We start from the raw sequence: 16232 nt of genomic DNA, 5'->3' as shown, positions 1-16232 counted from the left end.
GGCGCAGGAAAGATTTGAAGCCCCAGTATCATGACCGCCCGCATCCTCATCATTGAAGACGAATTTCTCGTCGCGCTCGACATGCAGGTCGGGCTGGAAGATGCCGGGCACGAAGTTGTCGGGGTCGGCGATGACTGGACATCGGCAATGCGTCTGGCCGAACGCCAGCCGAGCATTGCGCTTGTCGATATCAACCTGTGCGATGGCGCGACCGGTCCTTCGATCGGCGCCTGGCTTGGCCAGGAAATCGGCTGCACGGTGATCTTCGTGACAGCCAATCCGCGGCAGATCGATATTCCGATCCCCGGCGCGCTTGGCGTCATGATCAAGCCTGTCGACAGCCGTCAGGTGATTGAGGCAGTGGATTTTGCGGTGGCAGCCCGCAGCGGCATGCCTACGCCCACCCCGCCGCCGGGGCTGATGCTGCTGTCTTCCTGATCGCGGATTGCCGCCCGGTTAAACGGGCGCGCCCTCGGGTCTGCGCAGGCGACTTGCCGACATCCGCATGTCGACACGCAGCCCTTCCGGCAGCCAATGCCGCTGGATGTCGCCGGCCAACTGCTGGTTAATGGCAAGCTGCACAAGCCGTGTACCGAACCCTGTTTCCTGCGGCTCCCCGACGATGGCCGGGCCGTCGCGCTCGGTCCAGTTCACCTTCACGTCATTGCCGTCCTGCACGATGTCGATATCCACCCTGCCTTGCTCGGCGGACAGCGCGCCGTATTTTGCGGAGTTGGTTGCGAGCTCGTGAAACACCAGGGCGATCGGCGTAGCACTGCGATCATCGATCTCGGGATCATCGCCGGCGATGACCAAGCGGCCTTCGCCGAGCGCCGGATAGGCGACGAGGATCTCGGTCAGCAATCCGCGCAAGGTCGAAGCGATAGAGACCGGTCGCGACTGCTCGCTATGAGGGCGTGCGAACTCGTGCGCGCGGCCCAGCGCCGCGATCCGGTCCTGGAGTTCGGCAGCGAGCGGCTTGAGCTCGGGGCTCTGCCGCGCCGACATGCCGATCAGCCCGTTGATCACCGCGAAAATGTTCTTGATCCGGTGGCTGAGCTCACGGCTGAGAACCTCGTTTTCCTCGGCCATCATCTTGGCTTGGTGAATATCGGTGCAAGTGCCGATCCAGCGCACGATCTTGCCCTGTTCGTTGCGCAGCGGCAGCGCGCGGCCGAGCGTCCAGCGGTATTCGCCGCTGTGGTGCCGCAGGCGATAGGTGATTTCGTAGGGTTCGCCGGTTTCCAGCGAATGGCGCCACACACCCCAGGCATGATCCTGGTCAGCCGGATGGAACACGCCGTTCCACCCTTCGCCATCGGTCGAGCCTGAGGGCACGCCGGTGAATTCGTACCAGCGCGCATTGTAATAATCGTGGAAGCCATCGGGCAGGGTCGACCAGACCATCTGCGGCATCGCATCGGTGAGGATGCGGAATGCCGAATTCATCCGCAGCAGGGCATCGCGTGCGGCGAGCAAAGACCCGGAATCATCGTCTTTGGCCGATGGTGCTTCAGGGCCGAATCCGAAAGCGCGCGACAGGAAATCAAGGTCAGACATTAGGAACGCTTTCTAGCCGACGCCATCGCCGGACGACAGATACTGGCAGGGCGGTCATCCCGCCGCAGGGGGGAACCAGCTTGAATCGACAGAGCTGAAACGATCGACGAAGCGGGAGAGGGCAACCAGCCCCTGCTCATCAAGCAGCGTCACCGTGCTGCGGTTGCGGGTGATCAGTTTTTCTTCGGTCATCTGGCGGATCAGCCGGTTGACGTGAACCTGGGTAAGGCCAACCGCATCACCCAGATCGCTCTGGGTCAGCGGAATTCGCACCACCGGATTGTGCTCGCCGGTCACCGCGCGCATACGCGCGGCGATCGAGAGGAACAGGTTGGCGAGCCGCGCCTTGCCCTCGCTGCGCCCCATGGCGCGCAGGCGGTCGGACAGATCGATGCTTTCCATCTGGCTGATGGAAAAGAACAACGCCGCCAGCCGGGGGTGGGCGATAAACGTCTCGCCCAGGGCCATGCGCGGGAATCGGCAGACGACCATGTCGGTGGCCGCCACGATGCTGGCGGGCGCGTCGCGAAACGCGATCCCGGATGCTCCGATCAGATCGCCCGAAAAATGAAAGCGCAGGATCTGGCGCTTGCCGCCGGTCAGCCGCGTTTCAGACAGTGCCCAGCCCTGGTGCACGATCAGAAGTTCGGAAACGTCATCCCCCTCGGTCCACAGCGTCGTGCCGGCAGCGTAATTCTTCGGGTCGCGCTCGAGCTGCGTGATCGCATCCCTTTCGGACGGCGTCAGATCGAGATAGCGGTTCAGACGTGCCACGAAACAGCTGTCGAACAAGGTTGGCCTCCTGTATTGTGGACGTTGCGGCGGCACACCGCAAAATCCTCGGCTTTGATCTCAAACCCATGCCCGGCGCGCCCAATTTAGGTGCTTGAGATTAATTATCCAGTAAAATCAGTAAATTAACCTATGTTATAAAGAGTACCCGGTTGCTAGGGATGCCTACGCACGCCTGCCTGAATCGATCCTGCAATTCAGTGATTGCGCCGCGCATCCATTTGCATAGTGTTGTCGCAACACAGAAAAATGATGTGAGAGGATCGCCAAGCCATGACGATAACGGAAACCACGCTCGCGCCCCAAGGCTACGCCGCGTCATCCTGGGCGCCGCCTTCGGGATGGCCTGCGATGTCGATCAAGCAGATCGAGGCGATCTTGTGCGCGCCGGGTCAGCCGTTCGATATCGAGACGGTCGAGGTGGAAGGCGTTGCTACCCGGTGCTGGAAGAATGCGCCGCCAAGCCTCGCCGCGCTTGCGCTTGCGGCGCGGGCGCATGGGGAGCGGACTTTCATCGTCTATGAGGACGAACGGGTCAGCTATGAAGCTTGGTTCCGTGCGACCGCGACACTGGCGCATGCGTTGCAGGCGGCAGGCATCGGCAAGGGCGACCGGGTGGCGCTGGCGATGCGCAATCTGCCCGAATGGCCGGTGGCGTTTTTCGCGATAGTCAGCCTGGGTGCGATCGCGGTGCCGCTCAACGCCTGGTGGACCGGGGGCGAGCTGGCCTATGGCATTTCCGATTCCGGCGCCCGGTTGCTGATTGCCGATGGGGAACGCCTCGACCGGATCAGCCCGTATCTTTCCGAACTGGGAGACCTTGAGAGCATCCTCGTCACCCGCAGCACGGGCGACCTGCCGCACAAGGCGAAACCATTGGAGGACCTGATAGGTTCGCCGCACGGCTATACGGCGCTCGATGCGGCGACCTTGCCGGATGTCGCGCTGGCGCCTGAGGATGCTGCGACCATCTTCTACACCAGCGGCACCACCGGCAACCCCAAAGGCGCGCTGGGCAGCCATCGCAACATGACAACCAACATCCTCACCACGGCCTATGCCGGGGTCCGCAGTGCATTGAGGCGCGGCGAGGCGCCGCCCTCGCCCGAACCCGCCGTGATGCTGACGGTCATCCCGTTGTTCCATGTCACCGCCTGCAGCGCGGGGATGACCGGGATCATGTTCGGCGGGTCGACCATGGTGTTCATGCACCGCTGGGATACGGTGAAGGCGCTCGAAATTATCGAGCGCGAGCGCGTTACCGCCACCGGCGGGGTCCCGACCATTGCCTGGCAGCTGATCGAGCATCCCGATCGCGACAAATATGATCTGAGCTCGCTCAAGTCGATTTCCTATGGCGGTGCGCCATCTGCACCCGAGCTGGTGCGCAAGATCCGCGACGTCTTCGGCGCGTTGCCCGGCAATGGCTGGGGCATGACCGAAACCATGGCGACGGTGACCAGCCACTCGGCCGAGGACTATCTCAACCGCCCCGACAGCTGCGGCCCTGCCGTGCCGGTCAGCGACCTCAAGATCATGGATGCCGATGGCGTGACCGAGCTTGGGGTCGGCGAGGTTGGCGAGCTGTGGGCGAGGGGGCCGCAGATCGTCAAAGGCTATTGGAACAAGCCCGAGGCCAGCGCCGCCACCTTTGTCGATGGCTGGGTGCGCACCGGCGATCTGGCGCGCCTCGACGAGGAGGGCTTTTGCTACATCGTCGACCGCGCCAAGGACATGATCATCCGCGGCGGCGAGAACATCTATTCGTCAGAGGTGGAGAACGTGCTCTACGATCACCCCGCGGTCACCGATGCCGCGTTGATCGGCCTGCCGCATCGCACATTGGGAGAAGAACCGGCGGCGGTGGTGCACCTGGCTCCCGGAACCCATGCCAGCGAGGCGGAACTGCAGGCCTGGGTGCGCGAGCGTCTCGCCGCGTTCAAGGTGCCGGTGCGGATCGTGTTCTGCACGGATACGCTTCCGCGCAACGCCAATGGCAAGATCCTGAAAAAGGATCTCGCCGGACTTTTTGGCTGACAGCAAACGCACATCGGCTGCTGCGCTGCCCGGAGATGCCGGGGGCGCAGCAGCCGATGAATGCAATCACCTGATCTGGTGATTACTTGGTCTGGGTGGCTTCTGCCGGAAGGTTGGGCACCTTGCCGTCCGCAGCCTGCTGGGCGAACAGGTCGCGCATCACCTGCAGCGAGAACAGATGCGCGTGGATCAGCGGCAGGGCGCCGTTCTGGCTCAGCTTGCGCAGTTCGTCGCCGCGCATGTCGCGCAGCTTCTCTTCGTTGACCATCTGGAAGCCCTGATAGACGAAGGGCTGGGCGAGCGACTGGTGCTCGATCTTGAGCTCGCCGTCCATCAGCAGGTCGTGCTTCTTGAGCTCTTCCATGAAGAAGGCGGTACCCTGAACCGCGCGCTCGAAATCCTCGCAGAACTGCAGGATGTTCTTGGTGGTTTCGCTGGGCTGGTCGCCGTCGAACAGCGCATCGCCTTCCTCGAACTCGCCCAGAGCCTCGCAGGTCGGGTCGAAGCACAGCGACAGCTCGTCGGCATCTGGACGCAAACGTGCAAGCATGAAGGGATAACGACGGACATAGGCCGGCACATAGGCAGGCTGACGATACTTGCCGTTGTCGTCGAGGAAGACGTTGACGCCTTCGTTCATGCCCATCAGCGCCAGCGGCACGGGATCGGGACCGGCGGAGAAGATGATCGGGTAATGGCGCTGGGCTGCGGGAAACTCTTCCACGGTCAGCGGGATGGCGTGCTGGTTCTTGAGGAAGTGCGCGCCGTCCAGGGTCCGCGACCGAAACTTGGCGTGGTCGTTGGAATTGAGCGGCACCAGGTCGTTGAAAAGGACCGGCAGACGGTTGGCTTGCGGCGCACTGGCCATGAACTATTCTCCGCTGAAACTGTTGACTTGATGGTTAGTCGGAGTTCGCGCCTTAAGTTGCCCGCAGGCCCGGCGCAAGAGGGACTGCGTTCAGCCCGCGACCAGCTTGCCCGGATTCATGATGCCTTGCGGATCGAGCGCGCGCTTGATCGCGTGCATCGCGCCCATCCGCGCAGGATCGCTGAGCCGCGCCAGCTCGTCGCGCTTCATCTGGCCGATGCCATGTTCGGCAGAGATCGAACCGCCCGCTGCCACCACCAGATCGTGGACGAAAGCACTGATTTCCTTGCCGGGATCGTTGGGCCACCGGGCTGGATCGGCGCCGCGCGGGGCTGCTACGTGAAAGTGGACATTGCCATCGCCCATATGCCCGAAGGCCGCGACCTCGGTGCCGTCAAACCGTGCCTCGACCGCGGTACCGGCATCGATGATGAACTGCGCCATCGCCGCAACGGGCACGCTGATGTCGTGCTGCATTGCTGGTCCTTCGGCGCGTTCGGCCTCGGAGATGGAATCGCGCAGCTTCCAGAACGCCTCGGCCTGCGATTCGCTGGCCGAGATCGCAGCATCAAGCACGAGGCCGCGCTCGAACGCTTCGGCCATCAGGGCTTGCGCAAACGCCTCGGGCGCGGGCGCATCCGCCGCGTCGCGGGCAAATTCGACGAGCACATGCCAGGGGCAGGGCGCGCCGAGCGGCGCGCGGGTTCCGGGGATATGCCGCAGCACATTGGAGAGGCAGCGCTGGGGGACGATCTCGAAGCCTTCCATCTCGCGGCCCGCGCGCGCCTCCAGCATCAGCAGCAACTGCCGCGCGGCAAGCGGCGATTCCACGCCAGCCCAGACCACTGCCCTGTCGATCAGCGCCGGCACCAGCTTCAGCGTTGCGGCGGTCACGATCCCCAGCGTCCCTTCCGCGCCGATCAGCAGATGCTTCAGATCATAGCCGCGGTTGTCCTTCTTGAGCGTCACCAGACCCTCGTAGAGCGACCCATCCGGCAGCACCGCCTCGATCCCCTCGACCAGCGCGCGCATCGTGCCGTGGCGCAGCACCTGGGTGCCGCCGGCATTGGTCGAGACCAGCCCGCCGACCGTGGCCGAGCCCTTGCCACCAAGGGTGAGCGGAAAGCGCAAGCCCTGCGCCGCCACCGCCTCGTGCAGCGTCTGAAGAACTACGCCAGCCTCTGCCACCACCGTCCGCGCCTGGGGGTCGATGGCCCGGATCGCGTTCATTCGCCGGGTGCTGAGCAACAAAGCGGTGCCGGTGGCGTCGGGGGTCGCGCCGCCGACCATGCCGCTGTTGCCGCCCTGCGGCACGATCGGGGTGCGAGTGGTCGCGGCCAGGCTGACGACAGCGCTCAGTTCCGCCGCGTTTGCGGGGGCAACCATGGCGATGGCCGCGCCATGATAACGCCCGCGCCAATCGGTCAGCCACGGGGCAAGATCGGTGGGGTCGGTGGTAAGGCCTTTGGCGCCGACGATGGCAGCGATCTGGTCCAGCAGGGCGGGGCGAACGGGTGCTTCGATCATGGCCAGTCTGTTACACCTGTCGCGGGCTGCAAACAACGGCGCTGCTTTGGCAAAAGACCGTGGCGCGAAAGCAACAGGCGATGGGGTAAATCGTGGCTTGCAGGACGAACTGGCGCAGCGTTAATGCACGGTTCAATCGCCCGGCTTAACCCGGGGCATGGGGTGGCTGCAGCTGCAGTCTGAGGGTCCGGAGGGTAGCCGTACGCGGCCATGGCTTATGTTGACGTCCTGTTTGCGCTGTTGATGCTGGGCGCGTGGCCCGCATCGGACGAACGCGCCGTCGACAGCCAGCCTGTCGAAACTGGATTGCCACAGTCGGTGACACGCGCGCTCACGCCGATACCGCCGAGCCTGGGCCAGGTGCGGATCGAGCAGCGGCTGATCATCCGCGTGCCGCGCCAGTCGATTTCGCGGTCCTCACTGCTTCCCATGCCAGCCCCGCGCCAGGCACCCCCGCTCGAACCGCCACGCTTCGAGCGGCGCAAGGTCGGCAAATGCCTGGCGATGCGCGACGTCTCCGGGGTGCGGGTAATCAACGACGACATGCTGGTACTGTTCATGCGCGACCAGCGGATGATCGAGGCGCAGCTCGAACGCACCTGCAGCGCGCGCGAATTCTATCAGGGCTTTTACATGGAGCGCAGCGGCGATGGCCGGTTGTGCGTCGACCGCGATCTGCTTCAGGCGCGGTCGGGGAGCAAATGCGAAGTCGAAAAACTGCGTCAATTGGTCCCGGAAGATTGATCGGGCATTTGCATGTCAACGCACAATGGTTGACTTTTGACCGATGTTTGCGCAGAGCACCCGCGTGGCCCATGGCCCTGCATCGATAGCGCGACGAACTGTGTGTGCGCTGCTGCCTTAATCTGGATACTCTATGATATTTGCCGATCTCGGCCTTTCCGAAAAATTGATCCAGGCGGTCACTGATTCCGGCTATACGACCCCGACCGCGATCCAGGCGCAGGCCATCCCGTCGGTCCTGATGGGCAAGGACATCATCGGCATTGCGCAGACCGGCACCGGCAAGACCGCCGCATTCGTTCTGCCGATGATCGACGTGCTGGGCGAAGGCCGCAGCCGCGCGCGCATGCCGCGCTCGCTGATCCTCGAGCCCACCCGCGAGCTCGCCGCCCAGGTGGCAGAGAATTTCGACAAATACGGCAAGTATCACAAGCTTTCGATGGCGCTGCTGATCGGCGGCGTATCGATGGGCGACCAGATCAAGGCGCTCGAAAAGGGCGTCGATGTGCTCATCGCGACCCCGGGCCGCCTTATGGACCTCTACGATCGCGGCAACATCCTGCTGACCGGTTGCGGGCTGCTGGTGATCGACGAGGCCGACCGCATGCTCGACATGGGCTTCATTCCCGACATCGAAACGATCTGCACCCGGCTGCCCGCAACGCGCCAGACGCTGCTGTTTTCGGCGACCATGCCGCCGCCGATCAAGAAGCTGTCCGACCGCTTCCTGACCAGCCCGAAGTACATCGAGGTCGCCAGGCCTGCGAGCGCCAACGCCTCGATCGAGCAGGGCAAGGTCCGCGTCCAGTCGCGGCGTAAGCGTGATACGCTGTTTGCGATGCTCGATGCCGGCGTCCACACCGCGATCATCTTCTGCAACCGCAAGACTACGGTGCGCGACCTTAACAAGGCGCTGCGCCAGGGTGGCTTCGATTCGGGCGAGATCCATGGCGACATGGAGCAGCGCGACCGCATCGCCGAGCTCGACAAGTTCAAGGACGGCACGATCAACATCCTGGTGGCGTCAGACGTCGCCGCGCGCGGGCTGGACATCAAGGGCGTCAGCCATGTGTTCAACTATGACGCGCCGTGGCATCCCGATGACTATGTCCACCGCATCGGCCGTACGGGCCGGGCAGGGGCGACCGGCAAGGCCTATACCTTCATCACCGAGGAAGACGCCGAGGCGCTCGCCAACATCGAAAAGCTGATCGGCACGACGATCCCCGAGATCACCGTGGCCGATCCTGGTGGTTCGAGCGCGGAAGCCAAGCCCACCAAGGCGCGTGAACCCGAAGAGCGTGCGCCCCGGCGCAGGACCGCTCGCGGCGAAGCCAAGGCGCGCGCTCCTCGCGAGGATCGCGCACCGGCAGACGTCGGTGGAGAGGAAATCCGCGAGGAAAAGCCACGGCGCGAACCGCGCGAGGCAAAGCCCCGCGAAGACAGGCCGCGTGAAGACAGGTCCCGCGACAGCAAGCCCCGCGAGGATCGCCCGCGCTCGGCCGACCGTCGCCCGGCTACTTCCAAGCCACGGCGTTCGAACGATCGCGACGATGGTCCCGATGATGGCTGGAACGGTCCGATGCCGGACTTCCTGTCGGTGGGCTTCGGCGAGAGCTGAACCTGCTACGGGGCAGTTCGTAGCCCTTACATCTCATTGCTCAATTTCCCTCGTCACCCCCGCGAAGGCGGGGGTCCCGCTTCTACGCCTATTGCGCGAAGAAGAGCGGAATTCCCGCGTTCGCGGGAATGACGTGGCTACGAGGGATCTCTCAACACAGCCAGGGCCCCTGTTCTGCGACGCTGGCCGAAGAACAGGGGCGCGTGAGTCAATGCGTCAGAAGCTGAACTTCGCCGAGATGCGGAAGTCGCGGCCCGCGAGCGGAGCGAAGTCCTTGGTGAAGCTGGCTGCGCGGCGACCGACGACATCGAAGATGTTGTTGGCGGACGCGATCAGCGTTACCCCGCGCGAGGCACCGAACGGCTTCCACGAAGCGCTGGCATTGACCAGCGTGAAGCCATCGGTTTCGGTCTCGAAATTGGCATTGCGCTGCTGATCGTCGAACCACTCGACCTCGGCGCGCAGCGATACCGTATCGCTCTGCGCTTCGAGGCCGCCCAACAGGCGCAGCGGGGGGATGCGCGGTACAGGACCCAGACCGTCGAGCGAGGCATGGACGTAATCGGCCACGCCATCCGCGCTGAAGCGGAAGCCGCCGGCGCGCGCAAAGATCACCGAAGCCTCGGCCTCGAGACCATAATATTTGGCGTCGTTCTGGATGAACTGGAACACCGGAAGATCATCTTCTTCCAGCCCCGTGGGCACGTCGATGATGAAGTCGTCGAAGCTATTGTAGAAGCCGGTGAGCGCAAGTCTGACATCGGGCGTGGACCAGCGGATATAGGCCTCGCCGCCCCAGCTCTTTTCGGTGGTGAAATCGGGGTTGCCGATCTCGAAAGCCTGGGTCGCGATGTGCGGGCCGTTGGAGAACAGTTCCTCGGCCGCCGGGGCGCGCTGGGCGCGGTTGAGGTTGACGCCGATCCGCAGCTGGTCGTTGGCGATATAGGCAGCGCCCAGTGCGAACGAATAGGAATTGAAGTCACGCTCCACGCCCAGCACTTGCGACTTGACGTTGACCTTGTCGTAGCGCGCGGCGCCCTCGACCTCGAAACTGCCCGAGCGGATTTCCTGCAGCGTGAAGAAGCCGATCTGGTCGGTCACGTTGGGCGGCACGAACGCTTCGGCGCCGACTGCGCTGAAGTCGCGGTGGACATACTGCACGCCGCTGGCACCGCGCCAGCCACCGCGTTCGCGCTGCACCAGCTCGAGCCGCGATTCGATGCCCTCGTTGGTGAACACGGTGCCCACCTCGTCACCTTCGAACTCGGTCTGCTTGAAATCGGCATAGGATGCACGCAGGCGCAGCGCTTCGAAAAAGCCGGGCAGGAACACTTCGCCGCGGAAGTCGACCTTGATCTGGTCGAGACCGATGGTCACCGGACCTTCCTCTTCCTCGCCGCCGGCTTCCTCTTCGCCTTCCTCGCCATGGTGATGGCCCGCGCCGGGACGTTCCGGAACGCCGTAGAGGCTGTTGTAATAGCTGCCCGAGACACCGAAGCTGCCTCCCTCGCCGATATAGGCCAGGCCGCCGCCAAAGCTGTAGGTCTCGGTCCCGGTGTTCGGGATGCGACCGCGCAGGCCGGCGAGTTCCTCTGCCTCTTGCGCTTCCTCGATATTGCCTTCTGCGCGCTCTTCAGCCGCTTCTTCCAGCTGCTCGGCGCGCAGTCCGGGTGAGAGCACGAAGCCTCCGACGCGCATGTCGTTGGACTTGCGATAGCTTCCATCGAGATGCAGCACGAGCTTGGAGGTCAGCGGAACATCGAGGCTGGCGCCGAAGCTGCGCTCGTCCGCGGCGCTGCCATAAGTGGCCAGCGCATCAAGGTGGAACGGCTCTTCGGGCACTTCGCGCGGGATGCGCTTGTCGATCGCGTTGACCGCGCCGCCCACAGCCTGGCCGCCGAACAGCAGCACGGCGGGGCCGCGCAGCACTTCGATGCGGTCTAGGATGATGGGTTCGACCGTCACGCCATGGTCGGGCGAGGTGTTGGACACGTCGATCGTGCCGATGCCATCAGTCAGCACGCGGATGCGTTCGCCCTGAAAACCGCGCAGCACGGGGCGCGAGGCGCCGGGCGAGAAGCTGGTCGCCGAAACGCCGGGAAGCTTGGTCAGCGAATCGCCGATCTGCGAGCGGGCTTCGCGCGACAGATCGTCGCCCGAAAGCTCGGATGTGCCGGCAAGGATGCTGAGGTCGCGCACGAACGGCGCGGTGACGATGATGCCGCGATTGCGATGGAAATCATCGCCCTCGTCCTCGTCTCCGGCTTCCACCGGGGAAGCGGTCTGCTGCGCCAGCGCGGGCAGGGGGGCCAGCAAGGCTGTGCCGAGGCTGAGCGAGGAGGAAACGAGCAAAAGCGTGCTGCGCATGGTCAAAGAATGCTCCCGTTATTTGTTTTTTCAGGTTGCAGCCGCCAGTTGCCTTGTGGTGTGTGGGTCACGCGGGCGGATGACCCGGATGCCACCCAGGCGGCTGTTCGCGTGTCCGCTAGCACTGGTGTAATGTTATATCAATATCAATATAGCCACCATGCGCCGGTTTGCGACGGGTTGCCGATGGGGGGCGGTTGCTGCAAAACCACGGCACGCCCAGGCCGATGCGGCCCCCCATCCTGCCAAGGACATTGCTCATGACCAGCCCCACCCCCCAGGACGCCACGGCAGAGGCGCTGATCGCGCCTCCAGTTGACCCCGAAACATGGTGCACAACTGCACAATATGGCGAGCTTTATGCGGCATCGCTGCGCGATCCGGATGGCTTCTGGGCGCTGCAGGCGGACCGGATCGACTGGAGCGCCAAGCCGACGCGGATCAATCGATCGTCGTTCGATCCGGTCGACATCCGCTGGTACGAGGATGGCGAACTCAACCTGTGCTTCAACTGCGTCGATCGACATGTCTTCGCAGGGCATGGCGGCGACACCGCGCTGATCTGGGAAGGTGACACCCCGGGTGATGTGCGCTCGCTGACCTATGACGACCTGCTGCGCGAGGTTCAGGCGATGGCGGGCGCGCTCAAGACGCTTGGCGCACAGAAGGGCGACCGGGTCACCATCTACATGCCGATGGTGCTCGAAGGCGCGATCGCGATGCTTGCCTGCGCGCGGATCGGCGCGGTGCATTCGGTGGTGTTCGGCGGGTTCTCGCCCGAGGCGCTGGCCGGGCGGATCGAGGATTGCGCGAGCCGCTTCATCGTCACCGCCGATGCCGGGATGCGCGGCGGCAAGACGGTGCCGCTCAAGGCCAATGTCGATGCCGCGCTGGAGCAGCACGGCATCGATGTCGACGCGGTGCTGGTCGTTCGCCACACCGCCTCAGATGTCGCGATGACCGAAGGGCGCGACCACTGGTATCACGACGTTGCCGCGACCGTCCCTGCGACGTGCCCCTGCGAGCCGATGGGGGCGGAGGACCCTCTATTCATTCTCTACACCTCTGGATCGACCGGCAAGCCCAAGGGCGTTCTCCACACCACCGGCGGCTATGCCGTCTGGGTCGCGACGACGTTCCACTACGCCTTCGATTACCGCCCCGGCGAGGTCTATTGGTGCACCGCCGATATCGGCTGGGTCACCGGGCACAGCTATTCGGTCTACGGCCCGCTGCTCAACCGCGCGACCAGCCTGCTGTTCGAGGGCGTTCCCAATTACCCCGACCACAGCCGGTTCTGGGACATGTGCGAACGCCACGGCGTCAACATCTTCTACACCGCGCCCACCGCGATCCGCGCGCTGATGCGCGAGGGCGACGCGCCGGTCGAGAAGCATGACCTGTCCGCGCTGCGGCTGATCGGTTCGGTGGGTGAGCCGATCAACCCCGAGGCGTGGCGCTGGTATCACCGCGTCGTGGGCAAGGAGCAGACGCCGGTGATCGACACCTGGTGGCAGACCGAAACCGGCGGGATCATGATCACCACCTTGCCTTATGCGCATGCGATGCGTCCGGGCAGCGCAGGGCTGCCGTTCTTCGGAATCGATCCCGAGCTGGTTGATGCCGATGGCAACATCCTGGATGGCGCGACCGAGGGCAACCTGTGCATCGCCGCTTCGTGGCCGGGACAGGCGCGCACGGTCTATGGCGACCATGACCGCTTCGTGCAGACCTATTTCAGCACCTACAAGGGCAAGTATTTCACCGGAGACGGCTGCAAGCGCGACGAGGACGGCTATTACCGGATCACGGGCCGGGTGGACGATGTCATCAACGTGTCCGGCCACCGCATGGGAACCGCCGAAGTCGAAAGCGCGCTGGTGCTGCATCCGCGCGTCGCCGAGGCTGCGGTCGTCGGTTTCCCGCACGACATCAAGGGGCAGGGCATCTACTGCTATGTCACGCTCAATGTCGGTGAGGAGGCAGACGATGCGCTGACCGCAGAGCTGAAGGCGCTGGTCCGCAAGGAGATCGGCCCGATCGCGACAGCCGACCACCTCCACTTCACCCCCGCGCTGCCCAAGACCCGCAGCGGCAAGATCATGCGGCGGATCTTGCGCAAGATCGCCGAAAATGACGTCGGGGCATTGGGGGATACCAGCACATTGGCCGATCCGGCGGTCGTCGATGCGCTGATCGCGGGGCGCAGGGTGGTGTAAAATCGCTGGCCAGCGCGCCGCGACTTTGGCATGATGGGGCATCGGCTTGGCTATTTTGTCGTTCGATTTCTGCGTCTTCGCAGCTTTGCCGGAAATTCCCCACCATGTTTGATACACTGCAATCCACGCTCGTCGTCGCGGGCCTGTTCGGTCTGATGGCTGCACCTTTTGTCGGCGTGATGCTGATCCTGCTCGCCATCGGAGCCTCGTCCGGGCTGATCATCGGTCTCGGCTTTCTGGCATTGCTCGCCAGCGGCACGTTTGCCGTATCGCAGCGCGGCCAGACCTTTTTGAGCAACGGCCTGCGCAAGGCGACGCGTCGCTAAGACCAGACTCTAAAAGCTGAGCAAAGCCACCGGCCAGGCCGCCGCTGCCATCAATGTGCCCAATGGAAAGCGGGTCGCGTTGTCGAGTACGGTGCCGCGCGCCTGCAGGACGAGCGCGATGGCAAGGCCTGCGCCGCTCGCGATCAGCAGCACGAGCGGCAGCGCCTGCCAGCCCAGCCACAGCCCGATCGCGCCCAGCAGCAGCGGGTCGCCGCCGCCCAGTCCGTCGCGCCCGCGCAGCGTGCGATAGGCCAGCGCGATGCCCCACAGCATCGCCAGACCCGCGCCTGCGCCTATCAGCCGGCTGGTCACATCGGGGGGGAGGCCTGCATAACCCGCGATCAATCCGCCGATGGCCAGCGCCAGGGTGAGCGGGTGCGGCAACCAATAGTGCCGCAAATCGAGCCAGGCGAGCGGCAGCAGCAGCCAACCAAAGGCGGCGATGCCCAGCCCCGCCCAGCCCGGGTGCAGCGCGAACGCGAGCGCGCCGATCGCGGCGGCAAAAAGCTCGATGACCAGCGTGTCGCGTCCGATCGCCGCGTTGCAGGTGGCGCACCGCCCACGAAGTGCCAGCCAGGAGATGACCGGTACGAGGTGCCAGGGGCGCAGCGCCGTATCGCACGATTCGCAGTGCGAACGACCGGACAGCACCGATCGTCCCTGTGGCCAGCGGCTGGCCAGTGCGGCGATGAAGCTGCCGAGGATTGCCCCCGTTATCGCTGCGGCGATCGGTGCGATCACGGGGTGCTGCAGCAGGGGCGCAAACATCGTTTCAATAGCCTTGCACCGGGAAGAGGGGACGCGTCCTGAGCCTTAGCGGGCTTGGGTCGCGCGTGAAAAGCGCTTTTGCATGACGCGTGCGGCATTTGAAATGCACCGCAGCTTGCTCTAGGGGAAACCGCATCATTGAACCTGCCAGAGGACCGAATGTCATGACCGCATTTTCCGCCGCCGATCCCGTCGTCATCCTGTCCTATGCGCGCACCCCGATGGGCAGCTTTCAAGGCAGCCTGTCCGGCGCGAGCGCGACCGATCTGGGCGCCACGGCAGTCAAGGCAGCGGTCGAGCGCGCCGGAGTATCGGGCGGCGATGTCGAGCGGATCTACATGGGCTGCGTTCTGCCCGCAGGCCTCGGCCAGGCTCCCGCGCGCCAGGCTGCGCTCAAGGCTGGATTGCCGACATCCGTCGAGGCCACCACGGTCAACAAGATGTGCGGAAGCGGAATGCAGGCCACGATCATGGGCGCCGAGGCGCTGGCATCGGGCTCGGTCGACCTGCTGGTGGCTGGCGGCATGGAAAGCATGACCAACGCGCCGTATTTGCTGACCAAGCATCGCGGAGGGGCGCGGATCGGGCATGACCGGGTGATGGACCACATGTTCCTCGATGGCCTCGAAGATGCCTATGAACCGGGTCGCGCTATGGGCAGCTTTGCCGAGGAGACCGCAGGCGAATATCAGTTCACCCGCGAGGCGCAGGACGATTATGCGGTGACTTCGCTGACCCGTGCGCAGCACGCGCAGACCTCGGGCGCGTTCGACCGTGAGATCGTTGCGGTGGAGATAACGGGCCGCAAGGGCACCGAGACGGTCGACAAGGACGAGCAGCCGCTCAAGGGCGACGCCAGCAAAATCCCGACGCTCAAGCCCGCCTTCGCCAAGGATGGCACGATCACCGCCGCCAACGCCTCGTCGATCTCCGATGGCGCAGCAGCGCTGGTGCTGACGCGGCAGAGCGTCGCCGATCGCCTCGGTCTCAAGCCGGTCGCGCGGATCGTCAGTCACGCGGCGCACGCGCATGCCCCGGCAAAGTTCACCACCGCGCCGGTCGATGCGAGCCGCAAGGCGATGGAAAAGGCCGGCTGGAGCGTCGGTGACGTCGATCTGTTCGAGGTCAACGAGGCATTTGCCTGCGTCTCGATGATTGCGATGCGCGACCTCGGCATCCCTCACGACAAGGTCAATGTCCATGGCGGTGCGACCGCGCTTGGCCACCCGATCGGCGCCAGCGGTGCGCGGATCATCGCGACGCTGATCTCCGCGTTGCAGACGCGCGGCGGCACGCGCGGCGTTGCGTCGCTGTGCATCGGTGGCGGCGAGGCGACCGCGGTGGCGCTTGAGCTGATCTGAGGCGACTGCGGCTCTGCCACCGGGAGAACAATTTGAACGTCA

The 16232-nt window shown here is 64.5% G+C and carries 13 protein-coding genes; 7 read left to right on the top strand and 6 right to left on the bottom strand.

Annotated elements, in window-relative coordinates; translation table 11 throughout:
* Positions 1 to 30 precede the first annotated feature (30 nt).
* Positions 31 to 438 (top strand): response regulator, encoded by a 408-nt coding sequence (locus BSY18_RS06835; RefSeq protein WP_054135371.1) that lies wholly within the window; start codon positions 31 to 33, stop codon positions 436 to 438.
* 18 nt (positions 439 to 456) lie between these two features.
* Here BSY18_RS06835 and BSY18_RS06830 read toward each other — a convergent pair whose 3' ends face one another.
* Both BSY18_RS06830 and BSY18_RS06825 read right to left on the bottom strand, forming a co-directional pair.
* Positions 457 to 1560: a sensor histidine kinase gene (locus BSY18_RS06830; RefSeq protein WP_069050087.1), complete on the bottom strand. Its 1104-nt coding sequence runs from the start codon at positions 1558 to 1560 to the stop codon at positions 457 to 459.
* A gap of 54 nt (positions 1561 to 1614) precedes the next feature.
* A complete protein-coding gene (locus tag BSY18_RS06825) occupies positions 1615 to 2352 on the bottom strand; it encodes a Crp/Fnr family transcriptional regulator (protein ID WP_171900187.1) in 738 nt (245 codons plus the stop codon).
* A gap of 273 nt (positions 2353 to 2625) precedes the next feature.
* On the opposite strand from BSY18_RS06825, the gene BSY18_RS06820 reads away from it, so the two are divergent.
* Positions 2626 to 4389, top strand: coding sequence for a class I adenylate-forming enzyme family protein (locus tag BSY18_RS06820; RefSeq protein ID WP_069050086.1), 1764 nt, complete (start codon positions 2626 to 2628; stop codon positions 4387 to 4389).
* An 82-nt stretch (positions 4390 to 4471) separates the two neighbouring features.
* Here the strand turns inward: BSY18_RS06820 and BSY18_RS06815 are convergent, their stop codons facing one another.
* Both BSY18_RS06815 and BSY18_RS06810 read right to left on the bottom strand, forming a co-directional pair.
* A complete protein-coding gene (locus BSY18_RS06815) occupies positions 4472 to 5257 on the bottom strand; it encodes a SapC family protein (protein ID WP_054135367.1) in 786 nt (261 codons plus the stop codon).
* 90 nt (positions 5258 to 5347) lie between these two features.
* A complete protein-coding gene (locus tag BSY18_RS06810) occupies positions 5348 to 6784 on the bottom strand; it encodes an FAD-binding oxidoreductase (protein WP_069050085.1) in 1437 nt (478 codons plus the stop codon).
* A gap of 210 nt (positions 6785 to 6994) precedes the next feature.
* Between BSY18_RS06810 and BSY18_RS06805 the strand changes: the two genes are divergently transcribed.
* Together BSY18_RS06805 and BSY18_RS06800 are read left to right on the top strand one after the other, a co-directional pair.
* The gene (locus tag BSY18_RS06805) at positions 6995 to 7528 is read left to right on the top strand and encodes a hypothetical protein (RefSeq protein WP_069050084.1); all 534 of its coding nucleotides are present in this window, start codon (positions 6995 to 6997) and stop codon (positions 7526 to 7528) included.
* Between the two features lie 133 nt (positions 7529 to 7661).
* Complete coding sequence (locus BSY18_RS06800) at positions 7662 to 9149, top strand: DEAD/DEAH box helicase (protein WP_069050083.1); 1488 nt, start codon at positions 7662 to 7664, stop codon at positions 9147 to 9149.
* A 216-nt stretch (positions 9150 to 9365) separates the two neighbouring features.
* On the opposite strand, the gene BSY18_RS06795 is transcribed toward BSY18_RS06800, so the two are convergent.
* Positions 9366 to 11516: a TonB-dependent receptor gene (locus tag BSY18_RS06795; protein WP_069050082.1), complete on the bottom strand. Its 2151-nt coding sequence runs from the start codon at positions 11514 to 11516 to the stop codon at positions 9366 to 9368.
* Between the two features lie 260 nt (positions 11517 to 11776).
* Between BSY18_RS06795 and acs the strand changes: the two genes are divergently transcribed.
* Together acs and BSY18_RS06785 are read left to right on the top strand one after the other, a co-directional pair.
* Complete coding sequence (gene acs, locus BSY18_RS06790; RefSeq protein ID WP_069050081.1) at positions 11777 to 13735, top strand: acetate--CoA ligase; 1959 nt, start codon at positions 11777 to 11779, stop codon at positions 13733 to 13735.
* A 104-nt stretch (positions 13736 to 13839) separates the two neighbouring features.
* A complete protein-coding gene (locus BSY18_RS06785) occupies positions 13840 to 14061 on the top strand; it encodes a hypothetical protein (RefSeq protein WP_054135361.1) in 222 nt (73 codons plus the stop codon).
* A gap of 9 nt (positions 14062 to 14070) precedes the next feature.
* On the opposite strand, the gene BSY18_RS06780 is transcribed toward BSY18_RS06785, so the two are convergent.
* Positions 14071 to 14829, bottom strand: coding sequence for a prepilin peptidase (locus tag BSY18_RS06780; protein WP_171900186.1), 759 nt, complete (start codon positions 14827 to 14829; stop codon positions 14071 to 14073).
* Between the two features lie 164 nt (positions 14830 to 14993).
* On the opposite strand from BSY18_RS06780, the gene BSY18_RS06775 reads away from it, so the two are divergent.
* The gene (locus BSY18_RS06775) at positions 14994 to 16190 is read left to right on the top strand and encodes an acetyl-CoA C-acyltransferase (RefSeq protein ID WP_069050080.1); all 1197 of its coding nucleotides are present in this window, start codon (positions 14994 to 14996) and stop codon (positions 16188 to 16190) included.
* Positions 16191 to 16232: the final 42 nt, after the last annotated feature.

This window comes from Blastomonas sp. RAC04, assembly GCF_001713435.1.
GTDB classification, from domain to species: domain Bacteria; phylum Pseudomonadota; class Alphaproteobacteria; order Sphingomonadales; family Sphingomonadaceae; genus Blastomonas; species Blastomonas fulva.
This window is presented reverse-complemented; position numbering and strand designations above follow the sequence as displayed.

What these genes read in the sequence shown, in the direction of transcription:
- BSY18_RS06805 (WP_069050084.1), top strand. Translation starts at nt 6,995, where the DNA reads ATGGCTTATGTTGACGTCCTGTTTGCGCTGTTGATGCTGGGCGCGTGG.
- BSY18_RS06795 (WP_069050082.1), bottom strand. Translation starts at nt 11,516, where the DNA reads ATGCGCAGCACGCTTTTGCTCGTTTCCTCCTCGCTCAGCCTCGGCACA.
- BSY18_RS06780 (WP_171900186.1), bottom strand. Translation starts at nt 14,829, where the DNA reads ATGTTTGCGCCCCTGCTGCAGCACCCCGTGATCGCACCGATCGCCGCA.
- BSY18_RS06800 (WP_069050083.1), top strand. Translation starts at nt 7,662, where the DNA reads ATGATATTTGCCGATCTCGGCCTTTCCGAAAAATTGATCCAGGCGGTC.
- BSY18_RS06820 (WP_069050086.1), top strand. Translation starts at nt 2,626, where the DNA reads ATGACGATAACGGAAACCACGCTCGCGCCCCAAGGCTACGCCGCGTCA.
- BSY18_RS06835 (WP_054135371.1), top strand. Translation starts at nt 31, where the DNA reads ATGACCGCCCGCATCCTCATCATTGAAGACGAATTTCTCGTCGCGCTC.
- acs (WP_069050081.1), top strand. Translation starts at nt 11,777, where the DNA reads ATGACCAGCCCCACCCCCCAGGACGCCACGGCAGAGGCGCTGATCGCG.
- BSY18_RS06775 (WP_069050080.1), top strand. Translation starts at nt 14,994, where the DNA reads ATGACCGCATTTTCCGCCGCCGATCCCGTCGTCATCCTGTCCTATGCG.
- BSY18_RS06815 (WP_054135367.1), bottom strand. Translation starts at nt 5,257, where the DNA reads ATGGCCAGTGCGCCGCAAGCCAACCGTCTGCCGGTCCTTTTCAACGAC.
- BSY18_RS06810 (WP_069050085.1), bottom strand. Translation starts at nt 6,784, where the DNA reads ATGATCGAAGCACCCGTTCGCCCCGCCCTGCTGGACCAGATCGCTGCC.
- BSY18_RS06830 (WP_069050087.1), bottom strand. Translation starts at nt 1,560, where the DNA reads ATGTCTGACCTTGATTTCCTGTCGCGCGCTTTCGGATTCGGCCCTGAA.
- BSY18_RS06785 (WP_054135361.1), top strand. Translation starts at nt 13,840, where the DNA reads ATGTTTGATACACTGCAATCCACGCTCGTCGTCGCGGGCCTGTTCGGT.